Annotated in this window: 12 protein-coding genes; 5 read left to right on the top strand and 7 right to left on the bottom strand. The window is 65.8% G+C overall.

Annotation, left to right across the window (positions count from 1 at the left end):
* Positions 1-104 precede the first annotated feature (104 nt).
* On the top strand, positions 105-1,295 hold the full coding sequence (locus tag Q0Q36_RS04055) for a CaiB/BaiF CoA-transferase family protein (RefSeq protein WP_293795723.1): 1,191 nt from the start codon (positions 105-107) through the stop codon (positions 1,293-1,295).
* Positions 1,288-2,964 carry a thiamine pyrophosphate-binding protein gene (locus tag Q0Q36_RS04050; RefSeq protein ID WP_293795722.1) on the top strand — a complete coding sequence of 559 codons (1,677 nt, stop codon included), beginning with the start codon at positions 1,288-1,290 and terminating at the stop codon, positions 2,962-2,964. Before Q0Q36_RS04055 ends, Q0Q36_RS04050 begins: the two co-directional genes overlap by 8 nt.
* On the opposite strand, the gene Q0Q36_RS04045 is transcribed toward Q0Q36_RS04050, so the two are convergent.
* On the bottom strand, positions 2,961-3,503 hold the full coding sequence (locus tag Q0Q36_RS04045) for a cytochrome b (protein WP_293795720.1): 543 nt from the start codon (positions 3,501-3,503) through the stop codon (positions 2,961-2,963). The two genes, Q0Q36_RS04050 and Q0Q36_RS04045, sit on opposite strands and share 4 nt — an antisense overlap.
* A gap of 10 nt (positions 3,504-3,513) precedes the next feature.
* The gene (locus Q0Q36_RS04040) at positions 3,514-4,080 is read right to left on the bottom strand and encodes a YceI family protein (protein WP_293795719.1); all 567 of its coding nucleotides are present in this window, start codon (positions 4,078-4,080) and stop codon (positions 3,514-3,516) included.
* Between the two features lie 218 nt (positions 4,081-4,298).
* Here Q0Q36_RS04040 and Q0Q36_RS04035 point away from each other — a divergent pair, with 218 nt between their 5' ends.
* Positions 4,299-4,763 (top strand): hypothetical protein, encoded by a 465-nt coding sequence (locus Q0Q36_RS04035; RefSeq protein ID WP_293795717.1) that lies wholly within the window; start codon positions 4,299-4,301, stop codon positions 4,761-4,763.
* 3 nt (positions 4,764-4,766) lie between these two features.
* Here the strand turns inward: Q0Q36_RS04035 and Q0Q36_RS04030 are convergent, their stop codons facing one another.
* The 5 genes from Q0Q36_RS04030 to Q0Q36_RS04010 all read right to left on the bottom strand — a co-directional run bounded on the left by Q0Q36_RS04030 (position 4,767) and on the right by Q0Q36_RS04010 (position 9,911).
* Positions 4,767-5,366: an HdeD family acid-resistance protein gene (locus tag Q0Q36_RS04030; RefSeq protein WP_293795716.1), complete on the bottom strand. Its 600-nt coding sequence runs from the start codon at positions 5,364-5,366 to the stop codon at positions 4,767-4,769.
* 142 nt (positions 5,367-5,508) lie between these two features.
* Positions 5,509-6,477 (bottom strand): transaldolase, encoded by a 969-nt coding sequence (gene tal / locus Q0Q36_RS04025; RefSeq protein ID WP_293795714.1) that lies wholly within the window; start codon positions 6,475-6,477, stop codon positions 5,509-5,511.
* 224 nt (positions 6,478-6,701) lie between these two features.
* Complete coding sequence (locus Q0Q36_RS04020) at positions 6,702-7,538, bottom strand: carbohydrate ABC transporter permease (protein WP_293795712.1); 837 nt, start codon at positions 7,536-7,538, stop codon at positions 6,702-6,704.
* Positions 7,535-8,410, bottom strand: a complete 876-nt coding sequence (locus Q0Q36_RS04015) for a carbohydrate ABC transporter permease (RefSeq protein WP_367187154.1) — start codon at positions 8,408-8,410, stop codon at positions 7,535-7,537. The genes Q0Q36_RS04020 and Q0Q36_RS04015 overlap by 4 nt, the downstream gene beginning before the upstream one ends.
* A 118-nt stretch (positions 8,411-8,528) precedes the next feature.
* Positions 8,529-9,911, bottom strand: a complete 1,383-nt coding sequence (locus Q0Q36_RS04010; protein ID WP_265058121.1) for an ABC transporter substrate-binding protein — start codon at positions 9,909-9,911, stop codon at positions 8,529-8,531.
* Positions 9,912-10,148: 237 nt separating this feature from the next.
* Here Q0Q36_RS04010 and Q0Q36_RS04005 point away from each other — a divergent pair, with 237 nt between their 5' ends.
* Both Q0Q36_RS04005 and Q0Q36_RS04000 read left to right on the top strand, forming a co-directional pair.
* Positions 10,149-11,129 (top strand): ABC transporter substrate-binding protein, encoded by a 981-nt coding sequence (locus Q0Q36_RS04005; protein ID WP_293795706.1) that lies wholly within the window; start codon positions 10,149-10,151, stop codon positions 11,127-11,129.
* A gap of 97 nt (positions 11,130-11,226) precedes the next feature.
* Positions 11,227-12,912, top strand: coding sequence for an iron ABC transporter permease (locus Q0Q36_RS04000; RefSeq protein WP_293795705.1), 1,686 nt, complete (start codon positions 11,227-11,229; stop codon positions 12,910-12,912).
* Positions 12,913-12,960: the final 48 nt, after the last annotated feature.

Here is a 12,960-nt window from a genome sequence, read left to right as displayed (position 1 = left end):
AGGTCGACCCGGGATCCATGCCGGAACATCGCCGATTGGCGGTCAGGCATGGATCCCGGCTCTCCGCTTCGCTCCGGCCGGGATGACGGCGCGGATCGAACCTGATGACTTCGACCTCTCCCCTCGCCGGCCTGCGCGTCCTCGAACTGGCGCGCATTCTCGCAGGTCCCTGGATCGGCCAGCTCCTGGCCGATCTCGGCGCCGATGTCGTCAAGGTCGAGGCGCCCGAGGGCGACGACACCCGCAAATGGGGGCCGCCCTTCGTCGAGGGCACCGGTAACGAGCATCTCTCCGCCGCCTATTTCCACGCCGCCAATCGCGGCAAGCGCTCGATCACCGCCGATTTCCGCACACCCGAGGGACAGGCGCTGGTCCGGCGTCTCGCGGCTCATGCCGACGTCGTGATCGAGAACTTCAAGGTCGGCGGCCTCTCGAAATACGGGCTCGACGCCGCCTCTCTACGCAAGGATTTCCCGCGACTCGTCTATTGCTCGGTCACAGGCTTCGGGCAGGACGGTCCCTATGCGCCGCGTGCCGGCTACGATTTCCTGGTGCAGGGCATGGGCGGGGCGATGTCGATCACCGGCGAGCCCGCGGGCGCGCCGATGAAGGCGGGCTATGCCGTCGCCGACATCTATACCGGGCTCTACGCCACAGTCGGCATCCTCTCGGCTTTGCGCCAGCGCGATGCGACCGGAGAGGGCGCGACGCTCGACCTCGCCTTGCTCGACTCGCAGGTCGCCGTGCTCGGCAACCAGGCGATGAACTATCTCGTCGGCGGCAACCCGCCGCCCCGGCTCGGCAACGCTCATCCGAACATCGTTCCCTATGACGTGTTCCCGGTCGCGGACGGCCATATCATCATCGCGACCGGCAATGACGGGCAATGGCGCAAGCTCTGCGAGGTGCTGGGCGAGCCGGCGCTGGCCGACCATCCCGATTACGTCGACAACAAATCGCGGGTGAAGAACCGCGTCGCCCTAACCGCGAAGCTGCACCTGCTTTGCCAACGCTATGCCAAGGCCGATCTGCTCGCCGGGCTGGAGAAGGTCGGCGTGCCCGCCGGCCCGATCAACGATATCGGCGAGGTCTTCGCCGACCCGCAGATCGTGGCGCGCGGCGTCAAGGTCGACCTGCCGAGCGCTGCTGCCAAGGCCGGGCATATTCCGACCGTCGCCTCGCCGATCGTCATGAACGGCGTGCGGCAGGTGGCGGGACGTCCGAGCCCGAGGCTCGGCGAACATGCCGACGACATTTTGAACGACCCGGCCTGGGGAGGGCCGCAGCATGGCTAATCGCACTGGCGGGCAGATCCTCGTCGACCAGCTTCTGATCCACGGCGCCACCGACGCCTTCTGCGTGCCGGGCGAGAGCTATCTTGCCGTGCTCGACGCGCTGCACGACGCCTCGATGAAGGTCACCATCTGCCGCGCCGAAGGCGGCGCCTGCATGATGGCGGAGGCCGCCGGCAAGCTCACCGGCAAGCCCGGCATCTGCTTCGTGACGCGCGGTCCCGGCGCGACCAACGCTTCGCCCGGCATCCATATCGCCGACCAGGACTCGACCCCGCTGATCCTCTTCGTCGGCCAGATCGACGGCAGCATGCGCGAGCGCGAGGCCTTCCAGGAGCTCGATTATCGCGCCGTCTTCGGCACGATGACCAAATGGGCGACCGAAATCGACGATGCCGCGCGCATCCCTGAGATCATCAGCCGCGCCTTCCATGTCGCGACCTCCGGCCGCCCCGGACCGGTCGTGATCGCGCTGCCCGAGGACGTGCTCACCGACCTCGCGGATGTCGCCGACGCCGAGCCCTACAACGTCACCGAGCAGCACCCTGCCCCGGCGCAGATGGCTGATCTCGCCAAGCGCTTCGCCGCGGCGAAGTCGCCGGTCGCGATCCTTGGCGGCTCGCGCTGGAGCCCGGAGGCGATCGCCGATTTCCAGGCCTTTGCCGAGCGTTTCGACCTGCCTGTCGCGGTCTCGTTCCGCCGGCAGATGCTGTTTCCGGCCGATCATCCGAACTTCGCCGGCGATCTCGGCATCGGCCCGAACCCGAAGCTGCTTGCCCGCATCAAGGAGAGCGATCTCGTCCTGCTGGTCGGCGGGCGCCTCTCGGAGATGCCGAGCCAGTCCTACACCCTGTTCGGCATCCCCAATCCCGGCCGGCCGCTTGTCCATGTCCATGCCGATCCGGAAGAGCTTGGCCGGGTCTATCGCCCGACGCTCGCGATCAACGCCTCTCCCGCCGGCTTCTGCGCCGCGCTGGCCACGATCGAGCCGCCGAAGGCTCCGGCCTGGAAGGGTGCTGGCGCTGCCGCCCATGAAGCCTATATCGCCTGGAGCGAACAGCCTGCGCCCGTGCCCGGCGAATTCCATCCCGGCGAGATGGTGCGCTGGCTGCGCAGCCAGCTCCCCGACGACGCGATCCTATGCAACGGCGCGGGCAATTACGCGACCTGGGTGCACCGCTTCCACCGCTTCAACAGGTTCGCGACGCAGCTCGCCCCGACCTGCGGCTCGATGGGCTATGGCGTCCCGGCCGCGATCGGCGCCAAGCGGCTCTTTCCAGAGCGTACCGTCATCGCCTTCGCGGGCGACGGCTGCTTCCTGATGAACGGCCAGGATTTCGCGACGGCCGTGCAATACGACCTGCCGGTGATCGTCGTCGTCGTCGATAACGGCATGTACGGCACAATCCGCATGCATCAGGAGCGCGAATATCCCGGCCGCGTCTCGGCGACGACGCTGAAGAACCCGGATTTCGCGGCCTACGCAAAGGCCTTCGGCGGTCATGGCGAGCGGGTCGAGAAGACCGAGGAATTCGCGCCGGCCTTCGAGCGCGCGATGAAGAGCGGCAAGCCCGCGATCATCCACTGCCTCCTCGACCCCGAGGCGATCACTCCGGCGAAGTCGCTCTCGACGATCCGCGCCGAGGCTTTTGCGGCGCAGAAGAAGGCCTAAGATCGGCCGAACCACATCCGCTGCATCAGGCTGTCCCGGAGGACGAACTGGTGCAGCAGGGCCGCGCCCGCATGAATGAAGGCGAGCGCGGCCATGATGTCGAACAGCGTCGCGTGCGCCCGGAGCATCGCGTCATAGGTGGCTTGGTCCGGACCGATCGGATGCGGCACTGAAAACAGCCCGAAGAACAGCGTCGGGATCTGGATCGGCGCGGCAGCCGCCATGAGGAAGCCGGTGACCGGCAGCGCCAGCAGGCAGAGATAGAGCCCGCCCTGCACCGCCGCGGCTACGATGTGCTGCCAACGCGACATCGGGACCGGCGCGGGCGCTGGCAGCAGGCGCCGAACGGCGAGGCGTAACAGGACCAGCCCGGCGAGCGTCAGACCGAAGGACTTGTGCCACTGGTAGAGCGCGAAGCGGGAGAGCAGGTCGCGCGACTCGTCGCCCATCAGGCGGGACAGCCCGTATTGCAGCAGGATCAGCACCACCGTCGCCCAATGCAGCAGGATGAGAAGCGGATGCCAGTTGCGAGGTCGCATCGCGGCTGTCCTAGCGCGAAACCACGCCCTTGATGTCGAGTTCGACCTGATCGTCGACGATATTGACCTCGCGGCCGATCCCGAAGGCCGCACGGGAGAAGCTCGCATTGGCGTGGAAGGGGAGATTGCCGCCAGCGCGCAACCCGGCCGGGTCGCTTTCGGCCACGGCGTTGACGGTGACGGGCTGCGTTGCCCCGCGAATGGTGAGCTGGCCACTGATCGAGAGGCTGCGCTCGCCGGTGCGTGCCACCTGCTGAGAGACGAAGCTGGCAACCGGATAATGCGCGACGTCGAGCATCGTCTGGCCCTTGATGAAGCCGTCGACGAGATCGGCGCCAGTACGCAGCGACGCGGCCTGGATCGTCATCCTAATCCGGCTGCGCTCGGGCCGGTCGAAATCGAGTGCGAAGGTGCCGTCGACAGCGCCGAAACGGCCGCTCGCCGTCTGGATGCCGAAATGGCGGGCTATGAAGGCGACCTCCCCGCCGCCCTTCGACAGGGACCAGTTTTCCTGGGCAAGGGCGGCAGTGGAGATCGGCCCTAGCAGGGCCGCAGCAAGCAGCGCACGCATCATCATGGCATGGCTCCTCGGCAGCCGGATCACCCTTATCCTAGGCCGAGATGCCCCGTAGCCGGCAGGGGGAGACACGCAGTTGTGAGAAAGCCGGCTCAGCGCGCGAAAGATTCTTAACCGCTTTCGTGAACCCGGATCGAACCTTTCGCGACCACTCGTCGTTGATACGGCGACGCGATGGAGGCAGGGCGATGATGCGGGCAGGAATGATGCGATGGGCCGTGGCCGCAGTGTTCGCCTGCGCGGCAGCGCCCAGCGCCCATGCGGCCGGTTTCTTCGACGATCTCGCCCGCGCCTTCTTTGGCGGCGGGCCGCGGCTGCGTGCTTCCCCGATCTACGAATATGACGACGAGCCGCGTGTCAGGGCGCCGCGTGCCCGGGCGCCTGAGGTTTCCTCGAAGCCGAAGCCGCCCGTCGTCCAGCTCGATCCCCAGACCGACAAGCAATGGTACCTGAAGGACCCGACGCTGCGGCGCGGCGACATCGTCGTCACCGCCGGCGGCGTGCTTGTCTATCAGGGTCGCGATGCCGATGCGGCGCGCCCGGCCGATTTCGTCGCGCTCGGCGGCAACGATTCCAAGGGCTGGAAGCAGCAATTGCAGACGGCTGCGGCCGGTGGGCGCGCGCGCTTCAACAACCTCAGCACGCCCCCCAAGACTGCTGTGACGGCCGAGGCCGTAGAATAGGTCTCAGCGCGGCTTCACGCCATCGAAAGTCGAGCGGATCGCCCGCGCCAGCGCGATCGTCGCCCAGCCCTGGAAGATCAGCTCGATCGCCAGGAAGGTGCCGAGCACCCATAGGCTGGACCCCGGCCATTGCGCGAGGATCATGCCGCCGAGCAGCAGCGACAGTGCGCCGGAGAAGGCGATCCAGCCCCAGGCCGGCAATTCCCGGTTCTGAAAAGCGACGACGAGACGCAGCACGCCGGTCGCAACCAGCGCCGCACCCGCCAGCAATGTCAGCGAAGCCGTGGCGAGCAGCGGATTGGCGAAGGTCATCAGGCCGATCGCGACATAGAGCAGGCCGATGAGGATGTGCAGCACGCGGCTCTTCCAGCCCTGATGCCTGAAGGCATCGACCAGCACGACGATGCCGCCGACCAGAATCATGGCGCCGAACCAGATCGCGCTGGCGAGGCTGAGCATTGTCACGGCTCCAAGGCCAAGGATGCCGAGAATGACGAGGGCGATGCCCGCCGCCAGCAACCAACCGGAATTGCGCCGAAGCGGGACGAGATGCGTGGCGAGCGAAGAACCCGGGCGGGAAGAGGATTCTGCGGGCGTGGTCATGGCCGACTCCGGTTGGTCGGGCCGCGATAGCCAAGCGGCCTCGTCAGGACATGCAACCATCAGAAGCCCGAGCGAGGAGGACGTCAATGATCTGCCGCAAAGCGGCAGATCAGGTCACGAACCCACGCTGCCGGACATCCGTTCAGCCGAGCTTGGCGGCGACGAGCTTGCGCAGGCCGCGCAGGTCCTTGACGAAGCCGCGGATGCCCTCGGCGAGCTTCTCGGTCGCCATCGCGTCCTCGTTCATGGCGAAGCGGAAGGCCTTCTCGTCGAAGCCGAGCTTCCTGCTGACGCCCCCTTCCATCTGCGGCGAGGAGGCCGGCGAGAGGCGGCGCGGCAGATCGCCGGTCGCGCCGGCAAGCTCGTCGAGCAGGCCCGGCCCGATGGTCAGGCGGTCGCAGCCGGCCAGCGCCTCGATCTCGCCGGTATTGCGGAAGGACGCACCCATCACGACCGTCTTGATGCCGAAGGCCTTGTAATAGGCGTAGATGCTCTTGACGGAGACGACGCCCGGATCGGTCTCGGCAGTGTAGGGGCCGCCGCCGGCCTTGACGTGCCAGTCGAGGATGCGGCCGACGAAGGGCGAGATCAGGAAGGCATTGGCCTCGGCCGCCGCGACCGCCTGCGGCAAAGCGAAGAGCAAAGTCAGGTTGCAGTCGATGCCCTCGCTCTGCAGCACCTTGGCGGCCTGCAGGCCCTCCCAGGTCGAGGCGACCTTGATGAGGATGCGATCCTTCTCGACGCCGCGTTCCTTGTAGGCGGCGATCACGGCGCGCGCCTTCTCGATGGTCGCCTTGGTATCGAAGGAGAGATCGGCATCGACCTCGGTCGAGACCCGGCCGGGGACGATCTTGGTCAATTCCGTGCCGAAGCTCACCGCAAGACGGTCGCAGACGGCATGGACCGCCTTCTCGCCGCTGCCCTGCTTCTTGCCCCAACCGATCGCCTCGTCGACGAGATGGGCATAGGCCGGCGTCTCCACCGCCTTGAGGATCAGGGTCGGGTTGGTGGTGCAGTCGACGGGCTTCAGGCGACGCACCGCCTCGATGTCGCCGGTATCGGCGACGACGGTGGTCATCTGGCGGAGCTGGTCGAGCTTGGAGGCGGTCATCGGTCTATCCTCGGCAATTCTTCTTGTCGTAACGCATCACTGTGGCGCCTGTTCGCTGCGATTGCGAGAGCGATGAAGCAATTCTGCCATGCGCCTCCGTTCCCGTCATGGCCGGCTTGGTGCCGGCCATCCACGTCTCTACCGGCCGGCGCTCGCGTTCAAGACGTGGATGCTCGCCACAAGGGCGAGCATGACGGTGATGGAAAAGCGGGCTGCAGCCGCCCTCAGCTCTTCACCGCGCCCGAGGTCAGGCCACCGACCATGTTCTTGCGGAACAGATAGTAGATCAGAGCCGGTGGGATGGCGTAGAGCAGGCCTGCCGCCATCAGCAGGTTCCAGGGCGCGTCGTCGGCCGAGAGGAAGAGGCCGAGGCCCACCGCCAGCGGCACCGCCTTCTCCGAGGAGAGCAGCAGGAAGGCGTAGAGATACTCGTTCCAGGCCAGCAGCAGCGCATAGATGCCGATCACCACCATCGAGGGCTTCATCAGCGGCAGATAGACCAGCCGGAAGAGCTGGATCGAGGTGGCGCCGTCCATCACGGCGGCCTCATCGAGCTCCTTGGGGAGTTTGTCGGAGGCCTGTTTCAGCACCCAGATCGCATAGGGCGAAGCCAGCGCGACCATCGCCAGGATCAGCGAGGCCTGCGTGTTGAGCAGCCCATAGGAGCCCATCGCCTTGTACATGGGGATGGCGAGGAAGGCGGCCGGGATCAGGTAGGTCGCGAGCGCGAGGTTCATGATCGTGCGCCCGCCCTTCACCTTGAGCCGCGCGATGGCGAAGGCCGCGAAGGTCGCGACGAAGAGCGTGATCAGCCCCGTCGCCACCGCGATGAGGAAGCTGTTGAACATCTGCCGCCAGAAATTGTGCAGGTAGTAGTGCTGCTGGGCGAAAACGATCTGGAAGTTCTGCAGCGTCGGCTGGTCGGGCCAGAGCTTGCCGGCCAGCATCGATTCCTGGTTGGAGATCGAGAGCACGAAGAGGTGGTAGATCGGCAGCAGCGTCCAGACCAGGACGGGGATTGCGACCAGCAGCAGCTTGCCTTCGTCGAGGAACTTCTTCATGCGTCCGGCCCCTTCGACAGGCGCTTCACCATCACGAAGACCATCGGCAGGATCAGCGGCATGGCGACGATGATCGAGGCAATGCCGAGGTCGAGATTGTTGTTGCGCATGTAGCGGATGCCGAGCGTCGCCAGCACATGGTTGAGATCGCCCGGCCCGCCGCCGGTGAGCAGGTAGACGCTGTTGAAGTCGCCCAATGTCCAGATCATCGAGAGCATGGTCGAGGTGACGTAGAGCGTCGCCAGCGAGGGCCAGGTGATGAAGCGGAACTGTTGCCAGCGATTGGCGCCGTCGACGCTGGCGGCCTCGTAGAGATCCGCCGCGATGGCGAGCCGGCCGGTGATCAGGATCAGCGTCCAGAACGGCAGCGACTTCCAGATATGGACGAAGATCGAGGACATGAAGGCGAGCGTCGGGTCGGTGAGCCAGCCCGGCCCTTCCATGATGCCGAACCACTGGAAGAGCTGCTGGTTCAGCATGCCGTTCTCGGGGTTCAGCATCACCCGGAAGGACAGGATGGTCGGGATCGAGGGCACGGCCCAGGGCAGGATGAACAGCACCAGGACGATGCGGATCCAGGGCCGCTGCTGCACGAAGAAGCCCGAGAGCCCGAGCGCGATCAGGAATTTCAGGTTCACCGCCACGAACAGGAAGACGATCGTGTTGACGACGGTGCGGATGAAGATCGGGTCGGCGAAGAGCGCCCGGTAGGAATTCCAGTTGAGGCCGAGCCAGAGGCCATAGGCGACGGGATAGACCACCATGACGGCGAAGACGAGCACATAGGGGGCCAGCATGATGGCGCCCCACATCGCGCGGTCGCGCGTGAAGGCCGATGCATCCTCGCGTGGCGCCGCAAGCGGCGCGGTCATGGCGGCTGTGCTCATGGACTCTCCGGTTTTGTGAGAGGTTCTTGTCACCCTGTGAAAGATACGCCGCGGCAATCCTTGCCGCGGCGGGTCATCGATGCAAGCGCAATGAAGGCGCGTGTCAGCCTGCGATCTGCTTGATGCGGGCGATCATCTCGTCCACCGCCTGCTCGGCCGGGATCTTGTCCTGGACGACGCGGTTCACGGCCTTGGCCCAGACATTCTCGGCGTTCACGGTCGTGAAGTTGTAGTTGTAGACGAACTGGAACGGCACAGTGCCATCCTTGTACTGCTTGTAGACGACCGCGCGGTGCGGGTCCTTGCCGTCGGACCAGAACGGCGCGTCGATCGCCTTGAGCGTCGTCGGCACCCAGCGGCCGGCCGAGCCCTCGACGAAGGGCCGCAGGTTCTCGTCCTTCATGAAGAAGGCCATGAACTCCTTGGCGCGCTTCTTGTTCTTGGCGTCGGCGAAGATCACCGCCGTCTTGACCGCGGCGAGGTTGGTCATCTTGCTGCCGTCGGCCTTGAGCGGGAATTCGGCCGTGCGGATGTTGTCCTCGTAGTTCTTCTTGGCCTGCGCCCGCTGCTCGGCGGTGAGCGCCGGATTGTTCATGTCGTCCATGTGCTTGCCGGCGATCGAGATCGTGGCGTTATGCGTCATCACCGTCGTGCGGTTATGGAAGGCGACGTTGTTGTCGGGGTCGAGCCAGTTCACCGACGAGGGCGGCGTGCAGCCGCGCTGGAAGATGTTGGCATAGGACTTCACCGCCTCGACCATCGCCTTCTTGTTCTCGGGCTGGTCGAGCACGATCTTGCCGTTCTCGTCGACGACCTTGGCGTTATAGGCGTTGGCGAAGGTCAGGAACGAGTAGAAGGTATCGGAGGCGGCGATGCCCATCGGGTGGCCGATGCCATAGATGCGCTTGCCCTTGGCACGCAGCGAACCCTGCACCTTGTCGCACCAGAAGTCCCAGTAGCCGTTCCAGGTCTTCGGGATGTCGGCTTCCTTGAAGCCGGCCTCCTCCAGCATGTCCTTCCAGTAGGTGATGTGCATCATCTGCTGCTCTACCGGGAAGGCATAGTATGACTTTTTGCCGGCCTTGCCGTTCATCAGGAAGGTGGTCGAGAGCGCCATCGGCTGGATGTCGCCCTTGAGCGGCTCGAGCACGTCCGAGACGTCTTCGAGCTTGCCGTCATAGGCCCATTTGCCTGTCGTGCGGAAATCATAGGTGGTGCAGAAGCCGACATCCGGCGGCGTGCCGGCATCGACGGCGCCGACCGATTTCGTGACGCAATCTTCGGTCGCATAGAGCGAGAGCTCGACCTTGACGCCCGTCGCCTTCTGGAATTTGTCGACGACTGCAAGCAGCGCGTCGTCCTCGCCCTTGTAGAAGCCCTTGGTGAACCAGGCCGTCAGTGTCTCCTGCGCCATGGCGCCGCCGGACCATCCCGCAACCATCGCCGCGACAGCCGTACCCAAGGCGAAATGCCGAACCAGCTTCATCAGATATCCTCCCCATCTAAACCGTTTTAAAGCGACCTTATGATCGTCTTGCCGCGACCCTAGTCGAAAAGCCCCGCCCGAAACAAGCCGCCCGAGTCCCGTTAAATAGTATTTCTAATTCTAGGATGTGCAACTGGGCCGCGGCATGGAAACCCGGGATCGTTTCATGGAACTGTCATGTGACGGGACTACCGGCAGCGCCATCTCGCACATGCGATCAAGAGATGGAGCTCCGATATGCAGCGCAAGGCCCTGAGCGCCTTCATCATCGCCGCCGGCCTGGCGGCTGCGCCGCAGGCCTTCGCCGTCGAGGGCAAGCTGGTGCTCTATACCAGCCAGCCCAATACCGATGCCCAGCAGACGATCGATGCTTTCAAGGCGAAATACCCGAAGGTCGACGTCTCCTTCGTGCGCGACGGCACGCCGCGTGTGATGGCCAAGCTGAAGGCCGAGTTCGAGGCCGGCGCCCCGCAGGCCGACGTGCTGCTGATCGCCGATGCCGTGACCATGGAAGGCCTCAAGAAGGATGGCCGCCTGCTCGCCCATGACAAGGCCGATCTCGCAGCCTATCCGGCCGGCATCCACGATCCCCAGAAGATGTGGTTCGCGACCAAGCTGATCACCACCGGCATCGTCTACAACACCAAGGCCGCGATGAAGCCCGCGAGCTGGGCCGATCTCACCAAGCCTGAAGCCAAGAACCAATTGGCCATGCCGAGCCCGCTGAACTCAGGCGCCGCGCTGATCCACACGATCACACTCACCAGCAATCTCGGGGATGGCTGGGGCTTCTACGAGAAGCTCAAGGAGAACGGCACGCTCGCCGCCGGCGCCAATGGCGACATCCTGCGCCAGGTCGCGACCGGCGAAAAGCTCTACGGCATGATCGTCGATTTCATGCCGATCCGCGAGAAGGCCAAGGGCGCGCCGGTCGAGTTCGTGTTCCCGAGCGAGGGCGTTTCCGCGGTCAGCGAGCCGGTCGCGATCCTCAAGACCACCAAGAATCCGGAAGCCGCCAAGGCCTTCATCGACTTCCTGCTCTCCAAGGAGGGCCAGGAGCTCGCGCTGAAGCAGGGCTATGTCGCCGCCCATCCGGACGTCGCCCTGCCGGCCGGCTATCCCGCCCGCAGCGCGATCAAGCTGATGGCCTTCGACGCCGCCAAGGCGCTGACTGAGGAAACCGCCGCTCGCAAGCGCTTCGGTTCGATCTTCGAGTGACGACGCTTTCGTCGCTGCAGCGGCCAGCACAATGACGCTGGCCCTTGCCCGAAACAGTCGGCGGGAGCCCGCGATTGCGGCCCCGCCGGTTTCGCGTTTGCGCCTGCCCGAAGGCTGGGGGCTACCGGCGCTCGTCGTCGCTGCCGCGCTGCTGCTCGGCGGCCTGCCCTTCTTCCGGCTGGTCGCAGCCGCCTTCGCGCCCGGCTGGCAATTCGCGCCGGGCGATGCCTTCGCCGAAATGACGAGCCGCGCGGCGGTGACCGCAACCTGGCACACGCTGGAAACAGCGAGCCTCTCGGCACTCGGCGCGCTCTTCGTCGGCGGCATCGTCGCTTTGGCGCTCGGCGTCACCGATGTCAGCGGCAAGCGCCCCCTCGCCTTCGCCTTCGTCTTCTCGATGATGATCGCGCCGCAGGTGGCGGCGTTGGCTTTCCTCAGCCTGCTCGCGCCGAACTCGCCGATCCTCTCGCTGATCGGACTTGCGCCGCCCCCCGGCACCCCGAACCCGCTGCTCGGGCGCGGCGGCATCATCCTCGTCATGGCGCTGCACCATGCACCGCTCGTCGCGATCACGCTCTGGACCGGCCTGCGCAGCATCCCGCAGTCGCTGGTCGAAGCCGCGCAGATGGAGGGCGCCGCGCCCGCGACCATCACTGCCCGGATCGTCATTCCCGTGCTGCGGCCGCAGATCATCGCCGCAGGCCTGATCGCCTTCGTCGCGGGCGTCGGCAATTTCGGCATTCCGGCCCTGCTAGGCCTGCCCCTGAACTACCTGACGCTGCCGACGCTGATCTATCGCCGGCTGTCGAGCTTCGGCCCGTCGAGCCTCGGCGAGACGGCGGCACTGGCCGTGCTGGTCGGCGCGGTCGCGGCGCTCGGCATCGTCGCGGCCGCGCTCGCCGCCCGCAACCAGCGCGGCAAGGTCGAGATCGAGCGCCCGCTCGAGCCTTATTGGCTGCTCGGCCCTGCCCGCCCCTTCGTCGCCGCTGGCCTGTGGCTGCTGCTCACCCTGAAGCTCGGGCTGCCGCTGCTGGCCCTGCTCAGCGAAGCGCTGACGCCAGCGCTCGGCGTGCCGCTCTCCTGGCAGACCCTGACCTTCGACAAGTTCAGCGAAGTGCTGCTCCGCCAAGCCGTCACGATACGCGCTTTCCGCAACTCGCTCATGTTCGCCGGCTGCGCCGCGCTGATCCTCGCCATCCTTGCGATCGTCTTCGCCTATGCGCTGGAGCGGCGGCTTGGCAAGATCAGGCGCACCGTCGAACTGATGATCGAATTGCCCTATGCATTGCCGGGCATCGTGCTGGCCATTGCCAGCATCCTGATCTTCTTGAAGCCGTTGCCGCTTATCGGCATCAGCATCTACGGCACGCCCTTCATCATCCTCTTCGCCTATCTCGCGCGCTTCCTGCCGCTGGCGCTGAAGGCGCCGGTCGCGGCGATGGCGCAGATCGAGGCGCATCACGAGGATGCCGCAAAGCTCGACGGCGCCAGCCTCATGCAGATGCTGCGCTTCGTCGTCGCGCCGATCCTGGCGCCGGCCGCGGCGGTCTCGGCGCTGATGGTCTTCCTCGTCGCCTTCAACGAACTGACGGTTTCGGCCCTGCTCTGGTCCTCGGGCACGGAGACGTTGGGCGTGGTGCTGTTCAGCCTCAAGGAAGCCGGTCTCGCCGGCGAGGCAGCGGCGGTCGCGATCAGCGCCTGCGCCGTCATTCTGATCGTGATGCTGGGGCTCGACCTGATCGGCCGCAACCGGCAGCACAATATCCTGCCCTGGCGCATCTGAAGAATTGCCGCGCCAGGCACGCCGCGCGGCGGTTGTCACGGTTGACGT

Source organism: uncultured Allobosea sp. (assembly GCF_945957345.1).
Taxonomy (GTDB): Bacteria; Pseudomonadota; Alphaproteobacteria; order Rhizobiales; family Beijerinckiaceae; genus Allobosea.
Note: the sequence above shows the minus strand (reverse complement) of the source record. Positions and strands in the feature narration are given on the sequence as shown.